This window comes from Streptosporangium sp. NPDC049078, from assembly GCF_040648855.1.
Lineage (GTDB): Bacteria > Actinomycetota > Actinomycetes > Streptosporangiales > Streptosporangiaceae > Streptosporangium.
Genome location: NZ_JBEZEL010000008.1, coordinates 23,576 through 47,579 on the forward strand (window position 1 = coordinate 23,576; position 24,004 = coordinate 47,579).

Here is a 24,004-nt window from a genome sequence, read left to right on the forward strand (position 1 = left end):
CACGGCGGCGTCGTGTCCGCCGACGCCGTGCCAGATGCCGTGCCAGATGCCGTGCCAGATGTCGCGCCCCATGACGTGCCTCGTGACGTGACCTACGAAGAGCTGACCCCCGCCGAGTTGCTCGGCTCCGGCTTCGCGGCGCCGCGGATCAACGAGAGTCCCTGGCTGGTCCGCTGGGACCTGCTCGGCGACGGCCCCGATGTCGAGAGGTTCGTCCTGGAGGCCCTCGCGGAGACCGTGGACCTGGAGACCTCGGGCAGCACGGGACCGAGCCGCCTCTGGCGGCGGACCCGCGAGCAGATGTGGTCGGAGGCGGGACTGCTGGCCGGCCTGATCGAGCGTGACCGCCCGAGCGCCCTGCTCTCCTTCGCGCCGCCCAGGCACGTGTACGGCGCACTCGCGAGCGTGCTCGTACCGGCCAGGTTGCGCCTGCCCGCGTGGTACCGCCCGCAGTACTTCGGCGCGATGCCTCCCCCCGCGTCCCGGCGCTGGGCCGTGGTGGCCGTTCCCTGGACCTTCTCCATCCTGCGCAGGCAGGTGGCCTGGGTGCGGGGGACGGAGCACCTGAGCGTGCTGCACAGCACGGCGACGCTTCCCGCGACGGCGGAGTCCGTCGTCAAGGAGGCGGGGACGAGGCGGATGCGCATCGTGGAGGTCTTCGGCTCGACGGAGGCGGGCGGGATCGCCGCGCGGACCTGGACCCCGGACGGGCCGCCGTGGGAACTCTTCGACGACGTCGCGTTCGCCGTCCCCGGCGACCCCGGCGACGGTCCGGCCGGCCTCCCGCCCGAAGGACGGCCCGGCGACCCGTACGAGGAGGAGGCGCCGCTGGTGGTCCGGAGCCCCCGGCTCGCCTTCCGGCCGGGCGAGGCGCCCACGGACGTCTGGCGGACCGACGACTACGTGCGGCGGCTCGACGAGCGCAGGTTCCGCTTCGACGGCAGGCGCGACCGGCTCGTGAAGATCAACGGCCGCAGGATCGACCTCGACAGGCTGGAGGAGTCGGTGAGATCGGTGCTCCACTGCGCGGATCTGGCCTTTCTCCCGGTGGAGGACGCCTTCAGCGGCGAGAACTTCGACCTGCTCGTGGTGCAGCAGGACGGCGCACCGCTGTCCGTCACGGAGGTGCGCGCGGCGGTGGGGCGGTTCGACGCCCGGCCGCGCCAGGTGCGCCTGGTCGATCGGATCGACCGCTCCGACACGGGCAAGCTCCGGCGACTACAGCGACCTTCCCTTTCCGACGCGGGAGCAGACACGTGACAGCATTGATCGACGGACGTTCCACCGAGAGCCTGGCCTCGATCGTCAGGAGCGCGCACTGGGACGCCCGGGTGGAACCGTGCGAACACGAGGACGCCCACCGCATGCGGGCCAGCGTCGACCTGCTCGCCGAACGGCTCTCCGGCTCGGACTCCGTCTACGGGGTCACCCACGGGTTCGGCCCCCTGGTGGCGTTCTCCGCCGCCGACTCCCCCATGGAGCAGGGCGCTGGCCTCATCGCCCACCTGGGCTCGGCCCAGGGCAGGCCGCTGGACCCCGAGGTGTGCCGCCTGATCGTCTGGCTCCGCCTCAGCAGCATGCGCAAGGGCCACTCGGCCGTCTCGCCCGACTTCTGGCAGTCCCTGGCCGACCTGTGGAACGCGGGCTTCACCCCGTCGATCCCGCGTGACGGCACGGTGAGCGCGAGCGGGGACCTGCAGCCGCTCGCCCACGCGGCGATGGCCCACGCGGGCACCGGTGAGGCGTGGGTGCGCGGCGGCGACGGCGGCTGGTCGGTCGTGCCCGCCGCGCGGGCCCTCGCCGACATGGACGCCAAACCGGTCGAGTGGTCGGCCCGCGAGGCGCTGGCCTTCGTCAACGGGACCAGCGTGAGCCTGGCGGTGTGCATACTCAACCACCAGGCGGTGCTGCGGCTGGTCAGGGCGGTGGGGATGCTGACGGCGAGGATCGCCGACATCCTCGGCTCCAACCCGGAGGCCTACCACGCGGGCATCGGCCGGGCCAGGGGGCAGACGGGGCAGCTGACCGTGGCCCGGTGGATCCGCGAGGACCTTCCCGTCGGCATGAAACGCGACCCGCTCCGGCCGCTGCAGGAGCCCTACAGCCTCCGGTGCGCCCCCCAGGTCCTCGGCGCGGTGCTCGACCAGCTGTACGGGGCCGAGGAGATCCTCGTCCGCGAGGCGATGGGCTGCACGGACAACCCGATCTTCTACGAGGGTGAACTGCTGCACGGCGGCAACTTCCACGCCATGCCGGTCGGCCTGTGCTCGGACCAGATCGGCCTCTGCGTGCAGCAGGTGGCCTTCCTCGCCGAGCGGCAGCTCGCCCTGCTGTGCGATCCGACGTACAACGGCGGGGTGCCGCCGATGCTCACCCCCCGCCCGGGGGCGGGCAGCGGGCTGGCCGGGGTGCAGCTGAGCGCCACCTCCTTCGTCTCCAGGATCAGGCAGCTCGCCTATCCCGCCTCCCTCACCGCGCTGCCGACGAACGGCGGCAACCAGGACCACGTGCCGATGGCGCTCAACGGGGCCAACTCGGTGGCCGAGGCCGTGGAGCTGGCGTGGCTCGTCGTCGGCTCCCTCGCGGTCGGCGTGGCCCAGCGGGGCGCGCTCGCCGGGCGGAACGAGACGGCCTCCGGCCTCTGGGCCGACCTGGCCAGAGTGTCCCCGCCGCTGCGGGCGGACCGGCCGCTCGCGGCCGAGGTGCGTGCCGCGAGCGGCCTGCTGCAGGAGGCCGCCGAGGAACTGCTCTCCCGCGAGGGCTGAGGCCTTTTCCCGAGGTTCGCGAATTCACGGGACCGCGCGTCGGCAGGAACCGTGAATCCCGCCGTAAAAGGAACGCCGAGGGCGCCTCGGCGAAGGAAAATCATTCCTCCCCGGGGAGGAACGCTCATGAGAACGTGAAATGCGAAAGGTCTGGTAACGACGGTGGCCGAAGCAACACGCCGTGGATTTCTGGGAGCGATGGCCGTCGCGGGAGGGGCGGCCGCGGGGCTGGCCACCGGTGAATCGGCGGCGAATGCGACGACCGCGGGCCGGTCGTCGCACGGGCGTTCCGAATGCGCACCCCCTCCGAACGCGGCGACGATAAAGCCGGACGACCCGAGATACGCGGAACTCATCACCAGGGGCTACAACTCCCGGTTTATCGCGCAGCCGGAGTCGGTCCGTGTCGTCCACTCCGCGGAGCAGGTCGTGCAGGTGGTGAACGAGGCCGTGCGCGCGGGCAAGAAGATCGTCGTACGCAGCGGCGGTCACTGCTTCGAGAACTTCGTGGACGACCCCGCCACGTCGATCATCATCGACGTCTCGGAGATGAACGACGTCTACTTCGACCCCGCCCACAAGGCGTTCGCGATCGAGGCCGGTGCCACGCTCGGGCAGGCCTACCGCTCGCTCTACCTCGGCTGGGGCGTCACGATCCCGGCCGGCGGCTGCCCGAGCGTGGGGGCGGGGGGTCACATCGCCGGCGGCGGGTACGGTCCCCAGTCGCGCAGGCACGGGCTCGTGATCGATCACCTCCACGGTGTGGAGGTCGTCGTCGTCGACCGCTCGGGCCGGGCGCGGATCGTCGTCGCCACCCGCGAGGCCCGCGACCCCAACCGGGACCTGTGGTGGGCGCACGCCGGTGGCGGTGGCGGGAACTTCGGGATCGTCACCCGCTACCTGATGCGCTCCCCGAGCGCCCGAGGCAACGACCCCGCGACCTTGCTGCCCAGGCCCCCCGCGCAGCAGCTCGTGGTCTCGGCCAGCTGGAGCTGGGAGAACATGACCGAGGAGGCGCTCTCCCGGCTGGCGGACAACTACGCCCGCTGGCAACAGCAGAACCACGCCGACCCCGCCTTCGAGAGCATCGACAGCTCGCTGACCATGTACCACCGCTCCAGCGGCAGGATCGAGCTGTTCACCGCGATGGACGGCGACGTGCCCGGCGCGGACGGCATCCTGTGGACCCTGGTGCAGACCGTCGGCGAGGGCGTCGGCATCGAGCCCACCTTCGACTACTTCAGCGTGGCGCCGTGGCTGCGGGTCACCCTCTCCTACGACTCGGGAGCCGGTGCCTACGCGCTCAGGTTCAAGTCGAAGGCCGGCTACCTGAGAAAGCCCTGGACGCCGGCGCAGCTCAAGGTCGTCTACAGGTATCTGACGGAGGGCGAGGGGGACGTCGGGGCCTCGGTCTACCTGATGTCGCTCGGCGGGAAGATCAACGCCGTGGATCCCGCGGCCACGGCGAACCCGCACAGGACCGCGCCGCTCATCGGCTTCTTCGACGTCGGCTGGTGGGACCCGGCGGAGGACGACAAGTGGCTGGCGTCGATCCGCGACGCCTATCGGGAGATGCACGCCGACACGGGCGGCGTTCCCGTCCCCGGCGAGGCCTACGACGGCGCGTACATCAACTACCCCGACAACGACCTCGCCGATCCCGCGTTGAACACCTCGGGAGTGCCCTGGCACAAGCTGTACTACAAGGACAACTATCCGAAGTTGCAGCAGGTCAAGGCGAAATGGGATCCCCGCGACGTCTTCAACCACGCGTTGTCGGTCCGGTTGCCCGGAGCCTCGGACGCCCTGCCCTCGCTGCCCTCGCTGCCCTCGCTGCCCCCGCAGACCCGTCCCAAGAACCCCCGCAAGGCCGAGACCAAGAAATACCCCCGGAGGGTTTCTCCGAGGCACGCGAACAACCTGCGTTCGCTCGGCCGCCCAGACTGAGCGAAGAGTCCCCCACCGGGACTTTCCTCCCGGTGGGGCACTGCCCCGCTCCTAGCGCGGTGTCAGGTAGACGACCCCGAGGTCGCGCCGCCGGATCGCCTCGGCGAGCTCCTCACGGGTCGGTGTGCGGTCGACGTTGACGACGATGCCGAGTCGTTGCCGTGCCTCCTTGAGCCCGATCTTCTCGATCAGGGACTCCATCTCGGCGGCCATGGTGTCGGGATCGTCCATCAGTTCGGCGCGCATGGGAGTGCGCACCCCCATCTCGGTCACCTCGATATCGGCGCCACCGCGCAGGTTCGCCTTCCATCGGGCCTCGGTGTAGACACACGACCTGCCGCTCTCGTCCTGCTTCATGACAGGAATCTCGTATTTTTTCCCGGTCTTTCTTCCGGTGATATGAAGCAGTATGACGCCGGCGACGGAGCTCGATTTACCCTTGCGTATCTGCTTGCGCATCATAGGGTTGAAGAGGCGCATCATGAATTTCATCATGACGGGCGTTTCCTTGATGGTGACCGCGTGGGACGTGTTTTCCGGCATGACTCATTGTTTCATCTTCGCGGGGATTTAAAGAGGGGGTGCGGCCGATTCCTCGGACGGCGGACCGCGCGGTCCGCGCACCGCACGGCGAGCGGGGCGGGGTGCGGGCGAGATCAGGCGGGACGTCGGGGTGCGGGAGCGGGGTCAGGCCGGACGTCTGCTCTTCGCGTCACCGCTGTTCACGGTGCCGGGGGCGTTCGCGCTCTCGTCGAGGCGCCAGTGTGCCCGGCCGCCCACGAAGGTGGCCACGCACCGGCCGGGCCCCTCGTGGAGCAGGGCGGTGTAGGCGTCCCGCTCGCCGGCCTCCACGGCGAAGACGGCGAAGTCGGCCCGCCCGCCCCGTCCCAGGGAGCCCAGGCGGCCGGGCCCCTCGTCCATGCCCAGCGCCCGGGCGCCGCCCAGCGTCACCGCCTCGACCAGGAGGCGGTCGTGGTCCGGGGCGTGCGAGAGCGCGCGGGCGACCGAGAGCGGGTCGCCGCCGGTACGGGTGCCGACGGCGATCGCGCTCTCGCCGTCGAGGAGACCTTCCGCGGCGAACGGCGACGAGATGGCGATCACCGTGCCGCGGACCTTGAGGAGTTTGCGGTCGGCCTCGTCGAGCGGACCGGAGATCGCGATGTGACAGCCCGCGGTGAGCACCCCCACCTCGTCGAGGAAGGCGATCGGGCGGCGGCCGGGCTCGGCGTGCAGCCGGAGCCCGAACGTCCGTGACAGGACGGCGAGGTCCTCCATGACGAGGGGGTCGGGGGAGTGGGCGGCGATGCCGATGACGCCGGGGTGGTCGACCTCGCGGATCGCGGTGATCAGGCGGTCGCGTCCCTCGTCCTCCCACTGCTCCTCGTCCTCGCAGCGGGTCTCCAGGTAGGTCACGCCGTCCAGCCCGGCCTCGCCGAGGGTGGAGGCGGCGTCGAGATCCGCGGCGATGCCTCCCACCGCGGTGACGCCGTGCACGGAGGCCGGGGGCGAGGTCCTCTCGAGCCGGAGATGCGCGTCGATCAGCCCCGGAACGATCATGCCGGGCCAGTGCACCGGGGAGAGCAGGGGGTGGGCGGCCTCGATCTCGGCGCGCGGCCCGACCCGCACGATCCGGTCGCCCCTGACGACGATCGCGCCGTCCCTGACGGGAGGGCTCGCGACGGGCAGGACGAGGGGCGCGCAGTGGATGGAGACGACCGCCCGGGCACGCGTGCCGATGGTCCGACCGGCCCGCGTCGACATAGGCACTCCTGTATGTTCGTCCCCTTTGGAGAGGTTAAGGGGATGAACCGAAGATCTCAAATGCATCTCGGGTAAACGTCTCGCGGACCTCCTTGACAGCGGGTTGTTGATCTATTTGAAAGCTGTCTATACCGTTTTAGCGTGATACGACCCCCCAGGTTGCTGAAGGTACTGCTTGCCGCGATCGTACTGATCCCCATCGGTCTCACCTCCGTTCCCGCCTCCGCCGAGCCCGCTCCCGACCCGGGAAACCCCTGGCGCGTGGACCACTGGCCCCGGACGCAGCCCTGGCAGCAGGACGCCCCCGAGACAGGGGCCGCGCGGCGGGCCGACCCCGCCGCCCCGGCACCGATCGACCCGCAGAACTGGAAGAACCCGGACCACATGACGTGGGCGGACTACCGCAAACCACCCGGCACCAACTGGGCCGACCCCTCGGCGAAAGGGTCCAAGCGGACCTTCCGTGGCGCGCTCGTCCTCGTCGACTATCCCAACCAGCCGTTCGTGGTCACCCAGCCCAAGGGCTCGACCGTGTTCAAGAACCCCAGCGCCGAGGCCCACGACATCCCCCGTGAGAAGGTCGCCCGGTTCTACCAGGACTTCCTCAACACCCCCAACGAGCTCAACCGGGGGCACACCATCCACGAATACTGGATGGAGGACTCCGGAGGCCGCTACGGCGTGGAACTCGCCTCCTTCGGCCCGTACCTGATGCCGGGCAAGTCACACGAGTACGCGATGGAGTTCCAGGGAGGCACGGCCTGCCCGTCCGGGGACACCTGCACCAGGAACATCAGGACCGACGCGCGGGCCGCGTGGGTCGGCTCCGTCGGCCAGGAGGTCCCCGCGGGCTTCGACTTCGTCTTCTACCTGAGCGCGGGGCAGGACGAGTCGGCGACCTGGCAGGAGTTCGGCCCGATCAAGTTCCCGACCAAGGAGGCGGTGACCGACGACTTCGGCCCGCCCGACCCGGCCCTGCCCAACTGGGCCAGGACCCGCTACGTGGAGTGGACGTCCTGGGCCTCGGCCGCGTCCATCTGGCCCAACGCCGGAGGCGGCTCCTCCACCCAGGCCGAGAGTTCGGGGCAGGGCGTCTACGCCCACGAGCTCAGCCACATCCTCGGCATCGGCGACAACTACAACAACCCGTTCGGGGTGCCACCGCGCCGGGCGTACACCGGAGTCTGGGAGATGCTCAGCCGGGGCAGCTTCAACGGCCCCGGCGGCCCGCACAGCCGCTGGCTGATCCCGCCCACCTCGGGCGGCTCGATGGGCGCCCAGCACATGCTCCGCAACAAGATCAAGCTGGAGATGGTGGACGAGGCGAACGTGCTGCGCCTGTCCAGGGAGGCGCTGGCCGACTCCGGCCTGGTGGTGGCCAAGGTGACCGCCCGGGTGGCGCAGCCGGGACCCGGCGGCCTGTCGGGCGTCAACATCGCCTTCGGGAACGGCGACCGCAGCCCGGCCTGCGACGTGAACACCGACCCGTTCTGCGACGGCGGCGGCTACGACAACTACACCGTCGAGGTCGTGGACAGGATGGGCGCCGACTCCTTCACCCCCGACTCCGGCGTGCTGCTGGCCAAGACCAAGAACGAGGACCGCGCGCCCTTCGAGTGGGTGGTCGACGCCAACCCGCAGGACATCGGCATGACCGACTACGTGCTGCCGGACGGCACCGCCGTGCCCATCACGATCGGCGACTACCGTCAGCTTTCGGACGCGCTGTTCCACGCGGGCACCGGCTCGGGCTCGGAGTTCGAGTACGTGGACCAGGCCAACCGGCTCCACTTCTACGTCCTGGACCTCAAGCGCGACCGCGAGGGCGTCCTGTCGTACACGGTGGCGATCCGCTCCCTGGACGGCGCCGGCCCGAACGGGCGCGGGGTGAGGCTGCTGCCGTCCGTCGGCGTCCCGAAGGGGAAGGAGCTGACGTCCTGCCGCTTCCCGCTGTTCAACACCGGCAGGGTCGCCCCGGCACGGGGGCAGCACCCCGAGGACGTGAGCGCCTACCTCAAGGGTGACGTCTACCGGCTGTCGGCGAGCGTCGAGGGCCGCGGCTGGACGGTCTCGCTGCCCAACGAGCTCGCGACCGCCGACTCCGGCGGGAACACCCTGGTCACCGTGAACGCGCTGCGCGCGGCGAAGGGCGGCCATCTCGCGAAGGTGACCCTCACCGCCACCTCGGAGAGCGACCCGTCCAAGAAGGCGAAGGCGACCTGCCTCGTGCTGGGACGTTAGCGCCGGGCCCGCGTCCCACCCGTCCCGTGCGGGGACCGGGGCGCGGGTCAACGCGTCGTACCTCTGCTCGTGCCCGTGCGTGCCGTGCCCGTGCGTGCCGTGCTCGTGCGTGCCGTGCTCGTGCGTGCCGTGCTCGTGCGTGCCGTGCTCGTGCGTGCCGTGCTCGTGCGTGCCGTGCCCGTGTGTGCCGTGCCCGTGTGTGCCGTGCCCGTGCCTGTGAGTGCCGCGTGCCGTGCTCACGCCGGGGGGTGGGGCCGCGTGTCAGGACTCGGAGGCCGTCAGCAGGTGCCGGGCGGCGTCGCGCGCCTCGTCGATGCTCTCGTGGAACAGCTTCTCGACCTGCCGGGCCTGTTCGCTCAGGCGTTCGAGGCCGGGGAGGTCCAGCGTGTCCTGCGCGGTCTCGGCGACCAGCGCCTCGTAGCGCGGCGTCCGTTCCGCGAGTGTCCGCAGCTGCTGGTAGGCGCGGTAGACGCCGTCGGCCTTGCGCACCTGCCTGGCGTACTCCTCCAGCGCACGGACCCGCCTGGTCAGCGAGATCTCGGCGGTCTCCAGGGCCTTCACATAGGGGGCGAAGGACTCGGCCACCTCGGGCGGGGGCTCGCCGGGTACGAGCCGGTTGTGCTCGGCCCTCATGTCCGACAGGAGCACCAGTTTTCTCGCGATCTGCCAGGTCTGCTCGGGCAGGGTCACCGCGTTGTCGACGGTGTCGAGCAGGTTCGCCCTGTTGATCTCGGAGGTGAGGATCGACTCCTCGGCGTCCTGCGCGCGGCGGAGCAGGTCTCCGCAGTCACGGTCGAGGTCTTCCGGCAGGATGAACCGGTCCTTGTGCTCCATGGCCACCCGGACGCGCCGCCGCTCCCGCCGGCCCTCGGGGTCGTCGCTCACACCGCGCAGCGTGGAGAAGACGACGAGGACGAGGACGGCGACGAAGCCTCCCGTAGGACTCAGGCTCGCCATGAGCAGCAGGAGGCCGGCGATCGCGACCAGCTTGACGGGGTCGGGTCCCCTGCGCCGGGGAACCTGCCCCAGCCGGGCCGCGCGCAGCGCCTGCGGACTGGCGCGTAAGACCGAGGAGATCGGGGCCGGCAGGGCCGGATCGACCAGAAAATGCGGGGGACGTCTCCTCTGATCCACGCGACCTCCTTGTGGCGGGGAGTACAGGACCGTTCCTTCCACTGTCACCCATGAAGGGAGAAAAGGCGCACTTACCAATGCCAAACGAGGACATCGACGATTACGGATGCCGACGTCGACAGTTAACGGTCCGGACGTAAGGCGATGTATAGACTCGAAGGCGATGAACGACTTCACGCGTTGGATCGATCTTGAAGGTGCCGTCAACGTCCGCGACCTCGGCGGGCTCGCCACGGTGGACGGCGGGACCACACGCTTCGGCCGGATCTACCGGTCCGACAACCTGCAGGGGCTGACCGGAAGAGACGTCCGGCAACTCGTCACAGCTCTGAAGCTCCGCAACGTCGTCGACCTGCGCTCGGGTCCCGAGGTGCGTCTGGAGGGGCCGGGGCCGCTCACCAAGGTGCCGGAGGTGAACATCCACCACCACACCCTGTTCGCCGAGGGCGGCGTGTACACCGACGTCGAGGCCGACACCATCGAGGCCGACAAGGTGCTGCCCTGGACGGAGGAGCGGCTGGAGGAGGATCTCGCCGAGCTCCGGGTGACCGGGTTCTACTACGGCTACCTTCGCGACCGTCCCGACTCGGTCCTGGCCGCCCTGCGCGCCCTCGCCCTCGACGAGGGGGCCGCCATCGTCCACTGCGCGGCGGGCAAGGACCGCACGGGCGTCGTCTGCGCCCTCGCGCTGGAGGTCGCCGGCGCCACCCGCGAGGCGATCGTCGCCGACTACGTCGCCACGGGCGACCGCCTTGAGGGCATCCTGGCGCGGCTGCGCTCCAGCACCACCTACCGCGCCGACCTCGACACCCGCCCGGCAGACGACCACCGGCCGAGGTCGGAGTACATCGAGCGGTTCCTGAGCGTCCTCGACGACCGTTTCGGCGGACCGCTGGAGTGGCTCGCCTCCCACGGCTGGAGCGAGGGCGACTCGCGTCTCCTGCGCGCACGCCTGCGCGACTGACGGTCAGGAACCGGAGGTTTCCAGAGTGACGACCCGGCGCTCGGCGGCCGAGCGCCGGGCGGCCTCCAGCACGGTGAGCGCCTCGACGACCTCTTCTGGGGCGACCGGTGGCGGGGCGCCCCGGGTGAGGCACGCCACCACGTCCCGGTAGAAGCCGGCGTAGGCGCCGGGCTCGGTGGGGACGGCACGGGCCTCCTCGCCGGGACCTCCGCCCTCCGCGCCGAGGGTGCCCCACCGCTCGGACGGCTCCTCGCCGAAGCCGGGGGAGGCGGGGGTCAGCCCGGCGCGCAACTGCTCCTCCTGCACGTCCAGGCCGTACTTCAGGTAGCCGGCCCGCGAGCCCAGCACCCGGAAACGGGGGCCCAGCCGGGGAGCGACCGCGCTCACCCACAGGTGGGAGCGGGCCCCATTCGCGTGGGAGACGGCGATGAAGGTGTCGTCGTCGGAGTTCACCCCGCGGCGGCGCACGTCGGACTCGGCGTAGACCTCGACGGCCGGACCGAGCAGCCGCAGGGCCTGGTCGACCAGGTGGCTGCCGAGGTCGTACAGCAGTCCCGCGACCTCCTCGGTCCCGCCCGTCTCGCGCCAGCCGCCCTTCGGCACCGGCCGCCAGCGTTCGAAACGCGACTCGAACCGGCGCACCTCGCCCAGCGCGCCCTCGGCGACGAGGCGCTCGACGGTGCGGAAGTCGCCGTCCCAGCGCCGGTTCTGGAACACGGTCAGCATCAGGCCGAGATCGCCCGCCAGCTCCGCCAGACCGCGCGCCTGCGCGGCGGTCGCGGCCAGCGGCTTGTCCACCACCACGGGCAGGCCCGCCCTCAGCGCGGCCTGCGCGAGCGGGACGTGCGTACGGTTGGGGGAGGCGATCACGACCAGGTCGACGGAGTCCCACAGCTCGGCGGGGTCCCCGGTCGCCCGCGCGCCGTACTTCTCCGACACCTCGGCGGCCCGCCCGGGATCGCCGGTGACCACCGCGGACAGTCTCAGACCCGGCGTCGTGGAGATCAGCGGGGCATGGAAGAACGCCCCGGCCACGCCGTAGCCGACAAGGCCGACGCGCAGGTCGGTCATGGCGCGGCCGGCGGGTCGGCGGCAGGGGACGGGTGCCCGCTCCCGCGCCCGGCGAGCGGGTCAGTCACCGCGCCGCTCGTCACGCTCGGCCAGGAACGCCTCGAACTGGGCGGCGAGCTCGTCGCCGGTCGGCATCTCCGAGGACTCGGCCATCAGGCTCTCGCGCTCGGAGCCCGCCGCGAACGCGTCGTACTGCTGCTCCAGGCCGGTGATGGCGGTGGACAGCTCCTGGGAGGCCTGGATCTGCTCGGCGATCTCGGCGTCGGTCTTCTCCGCGGCCTCGCGCAGGCTCTCCAGCGGGAACACCAGCCCGGTGCCCTTGGTGACCGCCTCCAGCGCGGTCACCGCGGCCGACGGGTATTCGGCCTGGGCGAGGTAGTGCGGGACGTGCACGGCGTAGCCGAGGGCGTCGTGCCCCTTGGCGCCGAGCCGGAACTCGATCAGCGAGGCCACGCTGCCGGGCACCTGGACCTTGCCGAAGGCGCTGGTCTGGCCGGTGACCAGCTCGGGACGGCTGGCGTGGCCGGTGACGCCCAGCGGGCGGGTGTGCGGGACGGCCATCGGGATGCCGTGGGTGGTCACCAGCTTGCCGACCTTCAGCCGGGTGACCAGCGTGTCGACGGCCGCGGTGAACAGCTCCCACTCGCGGTCGGGCTCGGGGCCGCTGAGCAGCAGGAACGGGGTCCCCGTGGTGTCGTGAACCAGGTGGAGCACGAGCTCGGGGCTCTCCAGGGCGACCCAGCGATCGGTGTCGAAGGTCATGGTGGGCCTGCGGGAGCGGTAGTCCAGCAGACGGTCCACGTCAAAGGTGGCCACGACCTGGTGCTCCAGCTCGTCGAGCAGGTGGGTGACGGCGAGTTTTCCGGCGCCGCCCGCGTCCACGAACCCGTCGAAGTGGTAGAGCAGCACCGGATCGGTCAGCTCAGGGACGTCTCCGCTGAGCCGGTAGAGATCCGTCGGGTCGAACACCGTTTCCAGCCTTTCGTCGGTCGTCTTTTCAGCTCAACCCGCTGGGGGGCCGCTGAATTCCGCCTGCTCTCGGCGATCACACGGCACCCTACCGGGGCGCGGTGGGTCACATGCAGCCTGACCCTGGGCATGAGGGGTTCGCAACCCGTCCGCCCCGGCCCGGCGAGCCGGGGCGGCTCCGAGCCCGCGTAGGAGCCGAGGTCGTGGCGGGCCGCACCGACGACGGGGGACGAACACCTGAAAATGATTCACGTGATGAATCAGAAGTCCACGATATCCAGGTGTTTCCTGATGTATAGGAAAACAAGCGCCGTTCGGCCATCCTTGGGGAGTGGGAACTACTACTACGCGTAGGTCAGACCTGTCTCTCCGCATCCCTCCGCTGCCCTGTCCCTTCCCCAGCGAGGTCAACCCTCATGTCGAGCGGGTCAACACCGAGACCCTCGACTGGCTGGTGGAAACGGGCATCCTGGAGGATCCCGAGACCGTCCAGCGCTACCGCCAGGCCAAGTACGGCTGGCTGGGAGCCCGCACGTATCCCTATGCCGAACACCACACGCTCCGCCTGGCGACCGACTGGTGCGTGTGGCTGTTCGCCTTCGACGACGCCTTCTGCGAGTCGGGCCGCGGCGCCGGTGAGATAAGCCGAGCCCTGCCCCGGCTGTTCACCGTCCTCGACGACCTTGAGGCCGGGCAGGAGGTCGACGACGTCTTCGCCAGGACGCTCCTGGAGATCAAGACCAGGATCTCCAGGTACGGCGACGACGACCAGCTCGACCGCTGGCGCGCCGTTACCAAGGACTACCTCTTCGCCCAGGTGTGGGAGGCCGCCAACCGCGAGGCCGACGTCGTGCCGCAGGTGGACGACTACATCTTCATGCGACGGCGCACCGGCGCCATGCTCACCGTCTTCGCCCTCATCGACATCGCCAGCGGATGCAGCCTCACCCCCGAGGAGTGGCGCCACCCCGATGTCAAGGCGATCACCGAGAGCGCCAACGACGTCGTCGTCTGGGACAACGACCTCATCTCGTACGCCAAGGAGAGCGACGGCGCCAACTCGCGCAACAACCTCGTGAGCGTGCTCGCCAGGCACCGGGGCTACTCGCGGCAGCAGGCGATGGAGGCGATCGGCGCCATGCGCAACCGGGCGATCGCCGACATGGTGGCACTGCGCCCCTCGCTGGAGGCGCTCGGTTCCGAGGCGGTGCTCGCCTACGTGCGCGGTCTGGAGTTCTGGATCAGCGGCAGCGTCGACTACTCGCTGACCAGCTCCCGGTACACGTCCGCCTGGCAGGCCGAGGCGCCCAAGCCCTCCGCCCGATGACTCACCCCCGAACGGTCTGACCGTCCTCGTGGTCTCCGAGCGCGAGGACGATCAGCTCCTCCAGGTTCAGCTTCCTGCCCTCGGCGAAGGCCTTCTCGTGCGCCTCCTCGCCGAGGATGCGCCTGCACTCCTTGACACAGCGGTCGTGCTCGGAGTTGAAGAACGGGGAGCCCAGCTGCGGCATCCCGAAGGTCCGCCAGTTGGCCTGGCCGCCGCCCATCAGCCGGGCCGCGAGCTCCGCCTGCCCGTCTTCCAGCGACTGCTTGGCCACCACCTCGATCGCGAGGCCGATCCCGAGCACGTCGTGGAAGTAACGCTTGAGCCGCAGCGCCTCGCGCGCGTTCGACATGGCCTCGGGGGAGCGGCCCATCACCTGGTACACGCTGGCGAGCGCGTAGATGGCGTACGAGCGCAGCCACAACTCGCCGCGCTGGGTGCAGACCGCGATGCAGTCGCGCAGCAGCACCTCGGCCTCGGCCGGCTCGTTCTGGATGAGCAGCACCATGGACAGCTCGACGATCGAGGGCAGCAGGCCCGGGTTGAGCTCGCGGCCGCTCTTGTGGAACTCGATCGCCACGCCCAGCAGCGCGCTCGCCTTCTGCAGGTCGTTCTGCAGGAACGCGGCCGTGCCGAGCATCTTGGTGGCGAGGATGACCGCGCCGGAGTCCCCGACCCTGACGGCGTCGGAGCTGCACTGCTCCGCGGCCTCGATGGCACCGGTGATGTTTCCCTGCGCGCTGTTGATGTAGGACAGCACCCACAGCGCCTTGCACCGGTCGGGGCTCGGCTGGCGCGCCAGCTCCAGGGTCTTCTCCAGATAGAGCCTGCCCTCGCGGGCCAGCCCGCAGGCCACCCACATGAACCACAGCGAGGACAGAAGCTTCAGCCCCGCCTGCACCTCGCCGGGAGTGCGCAGGCAGTGGTCGAGCGCGACGCGGATGTTGTCGTGCTCGTGGCGCATCCTGACGTACCAGTAGACCTGACGGGCGCCCGACCAGGCGTCCTCGCTCCGCTTGGCCAGCTGCAGGTAGTAGTCGCGGTGCCTCTCCCTGATCACGGCGCTCTCGCCGAGCTTGTCCAGCCACTCCTCGCCGTACTGCCGCAGGGTGTCGATCAGCCGGTAGCGGTGCCCGGAGGGCGTGCCGTCGCTCAGCAGGATCGACTTCTCCACCAGGCTGGAGATGAGCTCCATGATGTCCTCGGAGGGGAGGTTGTCGCCCGAGCAGACGTAGCGGGCGGCGTCGAGCTCGAAGTCCCCCGCGAAGACCGAGAGCCGCGCCCACAGCAGCCGTTCGGCCGGCTCGCACAGTTCGTGGCTCCAGCCGATCGCGGCCCGCAGCGTCTGGTGCCTGGGCAGCGCGGTGCGGCTCGCCCCCGCGAGCAGGCTGAACCGGTCGGCGAGCAGACCGAGGATCTGCTCCACCGACAGGGCGCGCATCCGGACCGCGGCGAGCTCGATGGCGAGCGGTATGCCGTCGAGCCGGCGGCAGAGCTCGGCCACCGGGCCGATGTTGCCCTCGTCCAGCATGAAGTTGGGCACCACCGCGCTCGCCCGCGTGACGAAGAGCTGCACCGCCTCGTTGGTGAAGACGTCCTCGCCCGAGGAGTCGCCGGGAACGGTGAGCGGCGGGATGGTGACCGTGTGCTCACCCCTGCAGTTCAGCGACTGACGGCTGGTCGCCAGGATGGTGAGACCCCGGGCGCTGCCGAGCAGGTCCTCGAAGAGGGTGCCGCACGCGTCGACCAGGTGCTCGCACGTGTCGATGATCAGAAGGATCTCGCGGTCGCCCAGCCACTCGACCAGCGTCTCGTCCGCCGAGCGGGCGGACTGGTCGGCGATCCCGAGGGCCGAGGTGATCGTGTGACGGACCATTCCCGGGTCCTGGAGGCGGGCCAGGTCGGCGAACCAGACGCCGTCCTTGAAGTCACCCCGCATCTGGTGGGCGATCCGCAGGGCGGTGCGGGACTTGCCGACGCCCCCGATGCCGGTCACCGTGACCAGGCGGTGCTCGCCCAGCCGCTGCCTGAGTGTGGTGAGCAACCTGGTGCGCCCCACGAAGCTGGTCAGCTCGTTGGGCAGATTGCCGTCTCGCCGCCATCCTGCTGGCGTTGTCATGGCGCCTCACGGGGGGATAGCCGGAACCTGCCACCGCATCGTACCGTCTGGGCCTTGGCCTGTCCCCGTACAGCGCGGGGCGCGGGCCCTCTCCGGACGCGGGGCGCGGGCTTTCCCGAGAAGGGGAGCGCGGGCCGCGAGGGTGGCTAGCATGGGGCTCGTGACAGTGCCCGAGCCCGATGACCTGCGCCCCGTCGACCTCGCCGACGACGGGCTGCCGATCCTGCCCGACCAGACCGTCGACGACACCGATCTCGGCTGGAACGAGTGGCGTGAGGCCGACGACGACGCCCGTCTGATCGAGGACCGTCCTCCCCACTGGTGACCTCTCCCGCGAGCCGGTCCCCCGCGACGGAGCCCCTTCGCGGGGCTCTCGTCGCGGGGGCCGGCCGGGAGGGCTTCGCGCGGCGGGAGGTCCCGCGGAAGACGCCCCCGCGCGTTCCGCTAGGAGACGACGTCCTTGGCGCGGAAACGGCGGAAGGCGAACGCGATCAGGATGGCCGAGTAGGTGACGGAGACGGCCACCCCCTTGAGCATGCCGTCATACTCCGGCTGGGGGGCGAGGGCGTCCAGCCACGCGGTGTTCCAGAACGTCGGCAGAAACTCCCTGAGCCCGCCGAGCGCCTCGACCGCCTGCAGGATGTTGCTCACGATCACCAGGCCGACCGCTCCGCCGACCGCCCCCAGCGGGGAGTCGGTGCTGACGGAGAGCAGGAAGGCCAGCGCCGCGACCACGAACTGGCTGACCAGGGCATAGCCGATCACCACCGCGAACCTGGGCAGCACGTCCAGGGCGGCGATCGTCTCACCGGTCCCCGGCACCCGGACGTCGTTCCACCCGAAGGCGAGGGTCCCGGCGAGCAGGGCCATCACCGGCAGGCAGATCACCGCCGCCGCCGAGTAGCCCATCGCGACGATCAGCTTCTGGCGCAGCAGGCGGTCGCGCGGGATCGGTGCGGCGAGCAGATAGCGCAGTGACGACCAGCCGGCCTCGCTCGCCACGGTGTCACCGCAGAACAGCGCGACCGCGACGACCAGCAGGAAGCTCGCCGACACCGACAGGGCGAACGCCGCGAAGTTCAGCCCGCCCTCGGTGGCCAGGTCGGAGATGCGCAGCGTGGTGGTGGGCTGCCCGGATCCGGCGCCGAGCTTGAAGGCGATCACCAGGATCCACGGCAGCGCGAGCAACAGGCCGAACATCACCAGCGTGCGGCGCCGCTTGAACTGCCTGACGATCTCCACGGAGAGCGGCAGGGTGCGCCCCGGCGCGTACCCGCGCGCCGAACCGTTCTCCGCGACGCCGTTCCGCAGGGTCCCCGCCCGCGCGGGGCCGTCGCCCGCCGGGCCGGTCATGGTGCCACGAGCACCCTCGGTGTCGCTCACGCCTTCTCTCCGATCAGGTCCAGGAAGACGTCTTCCAGCCGGGTGCCGGAGCCGTTGACCGGGGTGCGGCTGCTCAGCAGTTCGGCCACGGTCCCGGCCGTGACGAGACGCCCGCGGTGCATGACCACCACGTGGCTGCAGGTCTGCTCCACCTCCGAGAGCAGGTGGCTGGAGACGATGACCGTACGGCCCCCTCCGGCGTAGCGGATCAGGACCTCGCGCATCTCGCGGATCTGGGGCGGGTCGAGACCGTTGGTGGGTTCGTCCAGGACGAGCAGGTCGGGCAGGCCGAGCATGGTCTGCGCGATGGCCAGACGCTGGCGCATGCCCTGGGAGTAGGTGCGGACCGCGCGGTCCAGGGCGTTGCCGAGCCCGGCGATCTCCAGGGCCTCGGCGAACCCGGCGTCCTCGACGGGGCGGCCGGTCGCCTTCCAGTACAGCTCCAGGTTGTCGCGGCCGTTGAGGTGCGGCAGGAAACCCGGCCCCTCGACGAACGAGCCGAGCCTGGACAGGACCGGGGCGCCGGGCACCACCCGGTGGCCGAAGATCCGGATCTCGCCGCCGTCGGGCTTGATCAGGCCCATCAGCATGCGCAGGGTGGTGGTCTTGCCCGCCCCGTTGGGGCCGAGCAGGCCGAGCACCTGGCCGTGCTCGACGGTGAACGACAGATCGTTCACCGCGAGCTCGCCGTTCCGGTACGCCTTGGTCAGGCCATCGATCCGCAGCGGCACGGAGTCGAGCCCGGGGTCGTGCTCGTCGGCGGCGCGGCGGCGTCCGGCGAGCAGCAGGACGGCCGCGACGACGAGGGAGAGCAGCGGCAGTGCCCAGATCCACCAGGCGGGGCCGGTCGAGGGGGTGCGCAGGGTGGCGTGGGTGGGGACGGTCACCTCCGGCGAGGCGAGGGCGACCGTGTGGACGGCCGGGGCCGCGGGGGTGCTGTAACCCAGGTCGGTGGTGGTGAACGCGACGCGCAGCCGGTGCCCGACGTCGAACCTGTGGTCGATGGCCGGCAGGGTCACCGTGGCCTCCCCCGAGCCGCCCTCGGGGATCGCGATCCTGATCGGGGCGACGAGCCCTTCCGGCAGGAGCGGTGCCTGGGTCGCGCCCGCGACGTCGTAGAGCTTGGCGAACAGCGTCACCTCGTCCGCCGCCCGCGCCTCACCGCTCTCATTGCCACTCTCTGGGCCGCTCCGAGTGCCGCTCTGTGGGCCGCCCTCCGCGACGTCACCGGCCGCGGGGGACCCGGAACGTCCGGGCGTCACCCGCACCCGTACGGTCGAGCTGCCGGTGACCTGGAGCGGGGTGGTGAGCGGGGCGGAGTCGAAGACGGCGCTCTGGCCCGCCATGTCGATCGACAGGTTCGCGGTGGCGGCGCCGCCGAGACCGCCGAAGCCGGGGACCGCGGAGATCGAGGCGGGGGAACCGCCCGGCGGGTTCGCGACCTGCTGCTCGGGGCCGCTGAGCGGCACGGAGGTCTGGCCGGTGCCGCTCAGCCCGGGGTAGCCGTCGGCGACGGCGTGCAGCTGGACCGGGCGACGGGTGCCCGGGTCGCGCCCGCCGTCGCGGGTGACGGTGAAGGCGCCCTCCTGCCCGGCCGCCTCGCTCTCCTTCAGGTGGCGGTCGAACCAGCCGAGCGTCTTCTCGTGCAGCCAGTCGACCTCGCCGTTGCCGCCGTCGTGGCCGCCGTCGAACCAGGCGACCTCCACCGGGGCGCCGGTGGCGGCGATCGCCCTGGCGTTGGCGTCGGCCTGCCCCAGGGTGAACAGCGAGTCGCGCTGTCCCTGGAGCAGCAGCGTGGGGACCTTGATCCTGCCGGGTACCGAGATCGGGCTCGACCTGCGCAGTGTCTCCACCGCGTCCGCCGTCGCCCGTCCGCTTTCTGCCACCTTCTGGTACATGTCACAGATCTCCGGCAGGAACCGGCCGCACCGGACCTCCTCCGCGGTGAGCGGCCTGGGCCGGCCGGGCGGCGACCCGTTCCCGGCTTCCGCGTCCTCCTCGCCTCCCCCGGCTCCCGCGCCGGTCTGGCCGAGGGCGGCCAGACCGGCCGCGCCCGGGGTGGGACCGCCCCGGCTGAAGAACAGCCCGGCCCACATGCGCTTGAACACCCCGCTCTCCGGGCCCTGCCCGGTGGCGTTCGGGAACAGCGCGTCGGCCAGGTCGTACCAGGTGATCTGCGGGACGATCGCGTCGATCCTGGGGTCGTGGGCGGCGGCCATCAGGGAGATCGCCCCGCCGTAGGAGCCGCCCGCGATGCCCACCCGAGGGTCGCCCGCCGCGTCGAGCCGGACCTCGGGCCGCTTGGCGACCCAGTCGACCAGCCGGCGCACGTCCTTGACCTCGTAGTCGGGGGAGTTCAGCGCGATCTGTCCCGAGGAGCGGCCGAAGCCGCGCGCCGACCAGGTCAGCACGGCGTAACCCTCCTGCGCCAGCCGTACGGCGGCGTCCCGCACGCTCAGCTTGCTGCCGCCGAACCCGTGCGCGAGCAGCACCGCAGGGGCCCTGCCGCCGCCGGCGGGAGGGAAGAAGCTCGTGTCCAGCGTGACCCGCTGGTCGTCCTCCGGCCCGTCGAGCACTGTGATCATCTGGTCCTGGGCCCGTACGCCGGGAGCGGACGGCCACACCAGCCAGGCCGCGGCGCCGACGACCAGCACGACGATCGCAGCGATCCCCGAGATGCGGATGGTCCGTTTTCCCCCACGTTGCATGACGAGAGCCTACTGATTGCAGCTGAAAGGCTCCTGAGACCGTTCTCAGGCGCGTTCCAGCGGTCAGTCGCCGACCGGTTCGGTCGCCGGTCGTCGCGGCGGGGACGAACATGGGTGATCCACCCACGTGGAGCAGGGGAGGCGTCCCGATCCTCAGGGTTGTCCCCGATTGCGGACCGAGGTGAAGGAGCGGCATCATTTCGACGCGTGAAGCCAGTAGAGAGCCTTCGAAGAAGAGCCACTCCCGTGATCGAGTGGGCTCTGCCGTATTGGACGCGCGGGGAGGCCGGCAGGGAGACCCCGGAGGATCTGTTCAGGGTCCTCTACCTCGGGTGGCTGGTGGCTTTCTCGTTCAAGGTGCTCGGAGCGTCCTGGGACGTCTCCTGGCACTTCAAGTGGCTTCGCGACGACCTGGCGCCGCCGCACCTGCTCAACAGCGTCGGCACCGCTCTCGCCCTCGCTCTCACGATCATCCACATCTACACCGGCTACGGCGTGGACAAACTCGCGCAGCGTCTCATCGCCTGGGGCACGGGCATCTTCTTGGTCGCCGTCCCGCTGGACCTGATCAACCACCGGATCAACGGGCTCGACATCACCTCGTGGAGCCCGTCCCACCTCATGCTCTACATCGGCACGCTTTTCATGATCTGCGGCGTCATCCGGGGCTGGTTCGTGCGGGCGCTCCCGGGACGGACGCGCACGCTGGTCCTCGGCGGGCTCTTCGTGTTCCTCTTCGAGAACGTCTGGTTCCCGGCCCAGCACCAGGAGTACGGCGTGTACGCCATCTCGGCCTGGGACCGGGGGGCGCCCGAGGCCGAGCCGATCCTGATCAAGTTCGCCGCCGACCAGATCGGCCTGCCGGTGACCGACAGGGCCGTGGCGCTCCACTTCGCGCTGCCCGTGCCCGACCAGCTCTACCCGCTCTACGCGGCGATCGCCGCCGTCCTGGTGGCCGTCTACGCCCGCGCGATGATCGGCCGGATGTTCTCGGCCACCGCCGTGATCGGCGCCTACGTCGTCTTCCGCACGCTGATCTGGCCGCTCCTCGCCGCGGCCGACTTCCCGCGCTCGGCGATCCCGGTCTTCCTCATCGCCGGGGCGCTCGCCGTCGACCTGGCGTTCCTGATCAGGAATCCCGTGGTCAGGGCACTGGTCGGATCCCTCGGCGCCACCCTCCTGATGGACCAGGCACTGCGCTTCCAGCACGCGACGTTCATGGCGCCGCCGCTGGTGCCCCCCACGACCATGGTGATCGGGGGGGCGGGACTCGCGGTCCTGTGGCTGGCCGCGGAGTGGTCCTTCGGCCGCCACACGCTGCGGGCTCAGGACAGGGAGGCAGTGGTCAGCGCGACCGCGACCCCGTAGGCGAGCCCCATCACGGCGATCTCGGCGGCCGCCCACGCGACGACCGCCGTCGCCCGCCTCTCGGCGATGTGCGGCAGCAGGCGGAAGCGGATGTGGGCGGCGAACGGGATCAGCAGTGCCACGCACGCGGCCTTGGCCAGCACCAGCAGGCCGTACTCACTGGTCAGGAGAGCCCCGGGGAGTTCCACCCCGGGGGTGAGGGCCATCGTGGCCAGGCCGTTCACCAGGCCGGAGGCACTGACCACGACGAGTGCGAGGGTCGCGAGCCTGGAGAACGCGGGCAGCACCCGCGCCAGCAGCTCCCGGTCCCCGGTGACCAGCAGGATGATCGTGAGCAGGCCGCCGGTCCACGCCGCCGAGCCCATCACGTGCAGCTCCATCGAGATCATGATGGGGTCGTGCCAGAGCGAGTCGACCGCGTGGCCGGTGACCGGGATCGGCAGCAGCCCGAAGAAGGCGATCACGATCCGCAGCTCGGCGGGGACCTTCTCGCCGTACCGCACGGCCAGCAGCCCGATCCCGGCGTAGGACAGCGCGCAGGCGGCGCTGAAGAGCATGCCCTGCCCGGCGCCGACGCTGTCGACGTACTCGGCGATCATGCCGGGGGTGGGGACCAGGCCGGGGTTCAGCTCGGCCGTCTGGAAGACGATCACGACCAGCGCCAGCAGTGCCCAGGCCCAGGCGAAGGTCACGGCCGCCGGCCGGGCCCGGCGCATCACCGGCTCCGTGCGGTCGGGGTCGTCGAACCCGAGCAGCTTCGGCAGCAGGCTGAGCCCGACCACCGCCACCGCGGCGAGGTCCAGCAGCACCCGCAGCACCGGCAGCCCGTACTCCACCAGCGGTCCGGGAATGGCGATCCCCGGCACCGCCTCCTGGCGGGAGAGCGCCGTCGCGGTCAGCACGGCCACCAGGGCTCCGGAGACGAGCCCGCCGACGACCAGCCTCCTGGCGGTGCCGGCCTCGGCGGCAGGCTCGGCGGTCAGGGTCATCCCGCGCCCCCCTGCTCCTTCGTACGGCGCATCGCCACGACGGTGGCCCCGCCCAGCAGGACGATGGAGCCCGCGATCCACAGCACGGCCATCCCGGCACCGCCGTTCTGCGCGGCCTCGGCGGCCTGGGCGCCCAGATCGGGTTCCTGCGGCGCGGCGGCGGAGGCGACGGGGGCGGCCGGGGTGGCGGCGGCCGGATCGGCGGAGGACTGGGCGGACGCGCCGGGGCCGGGGGCGGTGAGGGTGAAGGTGATCTTGCTGGAGACCGGGTGGCCGTCGGAGGAGAGGATCCGGTAGCCCACCGCGTACTCCCCGGCGGAGCCGAGGGGTTTCACACCGACGCTCACCTTCGCCCTGTCGACGGTCGTCTTGCCCTCCTCCCAGCGCGTGCCGTCCGGGCCGATCACGCTGATCTGCGCGAAGCCCTGCCGGACGGGCTGGTCGAAGGTGAGTGTGATCTTCTCGGGACCGGTGGCCAGCTCGGTACCGTCCTTGGGGTCGCTGCTGATCAGCACGTTGTGGGCCTGTGCCGGGACGCCCGCGCCGAGCAGCGCGGCGGACGCGAGCAGCAGGACCGTGAGTAGCCGCCTCACCGGTCGTGGCCTTCCTTTGGGGTCGTCATGACGAATGACATGCTCCCACCCCGGCCTCCCGCCCGGGAATCGCGCTCGCGCGTCTCATCTCGTCCGTCCATCCGTGCCCGTGCCCGGCTGAGGGGACCCGTGCGCCGGCGGACGGGCCGATTCCGGCGCTCCGGCCACCGAGGGGGAACGACGGGGGCCGATGGGGGCCGGCGAGGGCTGACGGGAAGTGCTGGAGGCGGACGGGACCGACGGGGGCCGACGGGGGCCGACGGGGGCCGACGGAGACGCCGATGGAGACAGGGAAGGCCCGGGAACATCCCGGCGGAGAGCAGGAGCCCGGCGGGACGGAGTCAATGACTAAGAGGATGACAAATTTTCAAAGAATGAAGAATAGGTCGATTTATCTGGTAAAAGCCCTGGAGAGATATTTTGTTTAGTTTTATCGGACTGTAAAACAACCGTGAAACCTTGACGAATTCGGCGCGTGATCCTTAGCCTCGCTCCAAGCGACGCCACCGATTCGCCGCGCTCGCGCACGGTGAAGAAGTCGCCGTGCCCTCGCACGGTGTGAAGGCGTGACATGTGGTCGGGACACGTCACGCCGGGCGTTCGCGCATCTCGGTGTCGGAGCCGTGTTCCGTGCCGCGCAAGTCCTCAACGCCATCGGATCCGCGCGT

Annotated in this window: 18 protein-coding genes; 8 read left to right on the top strand and 10 right to left on the bottom strand. The window is 70.8% G+C overall.

What is annotated here, in order from left to right; genetic code table 11:
* Positions 1-87 precede the first annotated feature (87 nt).
* The 3 genes from AB0B90_RS14800 (at position 88) to AB0B90_RS14810 (ending at position 4,712) form a co-directional block, all read left to right on the top strand.
* Entirely contained in the window at positions 88-1,260 is a 1,173-nt protein-coding gene (locus tag AB0B90_RS14800) for a long-chain fatty acid--CoA ligase (RefSeq protein WP_350949576.1), read from the top strand.
* Positions 1,257-2,765, top strand: coding sequence for an aromatic amino acid ammonia-lyase (locus AB0B90_RS14805; RefSeq protein ID WP_350949575.1), 1,509 nt, complete (start codon positions 1,257-1,259; stop codon positions 2,763-2,765). The genes AB0B90_RS14800 and AB0B90_RS14805 overlap by 4 nt, the downstream gene beginning before the upstream one ends.
* A 162-nt stretch (positions 2,766-2,927) precedes the next feature.
* On the top strand, positions 2,928-4,712 hold the full coding sequence (locus tag AB0B90_RS14810; RefSeq protein WP_362922871.1) for an FAD-binding oxidoreductase: 1,785 nt from the start codon (positions 2,928-2,930) through the stop codon (positions 4,710-4,712).
* Between the two features lie 51 nt (positions 4,713-4,763).
* Here AB0B90_RS14810 and AB0B90_RS14815 read toward each other — a convergent pair whose 3' ends face one another.
* Together AB0B90_RS14815 and AB0B90_RS14820 are read right to left on the bottom strand one after the other, a co-directional pair.
* On the bottom strand, positions 4,764-5,255 hold the full coding sequence (locus AB0B90_RS14815; RefSeq protein WP_362922873.1) for a nitroreductase/quinone reductase family protein: 492 nt from the start codon (positions 5,253-5,255) through the stop codon (positions 4,764-4,766).
* A 144-nt stretch (positions 5,256-5,399) separates the two neighbouring features.
* On the bottom strand, positions 5,400-6,473 hold the full coding sequence (locus AB0B90_RS14820) for a hypothetical protein (protein WP_350949573.1): 1,074 nt from the start codon (positions 6,471-6,473) through the stop codon (positions 5,400-5,402).
* Positions 6,474-6,614: 141 nt separating this feature from the next.
* Here AB0B90_RS14820 and AB0B90_RS14825 point away from each other — a divergent pair, with 141 nt between their 5' ends.
* Complete coding sequence (locus AB0B90_RS14825) at positions 6,615-8,714, top strand: M6 family metalloprotease domain-containing protein (RefSeq protein WP_362922876.1); 2,100 nt, start codon at positions 6,615-6,617, stop codon at positions 8,712-8,714.
* Between the two features lie 261 nt (positions 8,715-8,975).
* Here the strand turns inward: AB0B90_RS14825 and AB0B90_RS14830 are convergent, their stop codons facing one another.
* A complete protein-coding gene (locus AB0B90_RS14830; protein WP_350949571.1) occupies positions 8,976-9,848 on the bottom strand; it encodes a hypothetical protein in 873 nt (290 codons plus the stop codon).
* A gap of 163 nt (positions 9,849-10,011) precedes the next feature.
* Between AB0B90_RS14830 and AB0B90_RS14835 the strand changes: the two genes are divergently transcribed.
* Positions 10,012-10,812, top strand: coding sequence for a tyrosine-protein phosphatase (locus tag AB0B90_RS14835; protein ID WP_362922879.1), 801 nt, complete (start codon positions 10,012-10,014; stop codon positions 10,810-10,812).
* 3 nt (positions 10,813-10,815) lie between these two features.
* On the opposite strand, the gene AB0B90_RS14840 is transcribed toward AB0B90_RS14835, so the two are convergent.
* Together AB0B90_RS14840 and AB0B90_RS14845 are read right to left on the bottom strand one after the other, a co-directional pair.
* Complete coding sequence (locus AB0B90_RS14840) at positions 10,816-11,883, bottom strand: Gfo/Idh/MocA family oxidoreductase (protein WP_350949569.1); 1,068 nt, start codon at positions 11,881-11,883, stop codon at positions 10,816-10,818.
* 60 nt (positions 11,884-11,943) lie between these two features.
* Positions 11,944-12,852, bottom strand: coding sequence for a PAC2 family protein (locus AB0B90_RS14845; RefSeq protein ID WP_350949568.1), 909 nt, complete (start codon positions 12,850-12,852; stop codon positions 11,944-11,946).
* A 331-nt stretch (positions 12,853-13,183) separates the two neighbouring features.
* On the opposite strand from AB0B90_RS14845, the gene AB0B90_RS14850 reads away from it, so the two are divergent.
* On the top strand, positions 13,184-14,179 hold the full coding sequence (locus AB0B90_RS14850) for a 4-epi-cubebol synthase (RefSeq protein ID WP_350949567.1): 996 nt from the start codon (positions 13,184-13,186) through the stop codon (positions 14,177-14,179).
* A 1-nt stretch (position 14,180) separates the two neighbouring features.
* Here AB0B90_RS14850 and AB0B90_RS14855 read toward each other — a convergent pair whose 3' ends face one another.
* Positions 14,181-16,295 (bottom strand): ATPase, encoded by a 2,115-nt coding sequence (locus tag AB0B90_RS14855; RefSeq protein ID WP_350949566.1) that lies wholly within the window; start codon positions 16,293-16,295, stop codon positions 14,181-14,183.
* 160 nt (positions 16,296-16,455) lie between these two features.
* Here AB0B90_RS14855 and AB0B90_RS14860 point away from each other — a divergent pair, with 160 nt between their 5' ends.
* Positions 16,456-16,620: a hypothetical protein gene (locus AB0B90_RS14860; RefSeq protein WP_350949594.1), complete on the top strand. Its 165-nt coding sequence runs from the start codon at positions 16,456-16,458 to the stop codon at positions 16,618-16,620.
* Positions 16,621-16,739: 119 nt separating this feature from the next.
* Here the strand turns inward: AB0B90_RS14860 and AB0B90_RS14865 are convergent, their stop codons facing one another.
* Both AB0B90_RS14865 and AB0B90_RS14870 read right to left on the bottom strand, forming a co-directional pair.
* Positions 16,740-17,678, bottom strand: a complete 939-nt coding sequence (locus AB0B90_RS14865) for an ABC transporter permease subunit (protein WP_362922883.1) — start codon at positions 17,676-17,678, stop codon at positions 16,740-16,742.
* The gene (locus tag AB0B90_RS14870; RefSeq protein WP_362922885.1) at positions 17,675-20,386 is read right to left on the bottom strand and encodes an alpha/beta fold hydrolase; all 2,712 of its coding nucleotides are present in this window, start codon (positions 20,384-20,386) and stop codon (positions 17,675-17,677) included. The genes AB0B90_RS14865 and AB0B90_RS14870 overlap by 4 nt, the downstream gene beginning before the upstream one ends.
* Before the next feature lie 246 nt (positions 20,387-20,632).
* On the opposite strand from AB0B90_RS14870, the gene AB0B90_RS14875 reads away from it, so the two are divergent.
* A complete protein-coding gene (locus AB0B90_RS14875; RefSeq protein ID WP_362922887.1) occupies positions 20,633-21,754 on the top strand; it encodes a hypothetical protein in 1,122 nt (373 codons plus the stop codon).
* On the opposite strand, the gene AB0B90_RS14880 is transcribed toward AB0B90_RS14875, so the two are convergent.
* Positions 21,712-22,743, bottom strand: a complete 1,032-nt coding sequence (locus AB0B90_RS14880; protein ID WP_362922889.1) for a CopD family protein — start codon at positions 22,741-22,743, stop codon at positions 21,712-21,714. The genes AB0B90_RS14875 and AB0B90_RS14880 overlap by 43 nt on opposite strands.
* Entirely contained in the window at positions 22,740-23,336 is a 597-nt protein-coding gene (locus AB0B90_RS14885) for a copper resistance CopC family protein (RefSeq protein WP_350949561.1), read from the bottom strand. The genes AB0B90_RS14880 and AB0B90_RS14885 overlap by 4 nt, the downstream gene beginning before the upstream one ends.
* Positions 23,337-24,004 lie beyond the last annotated feature (668 nt).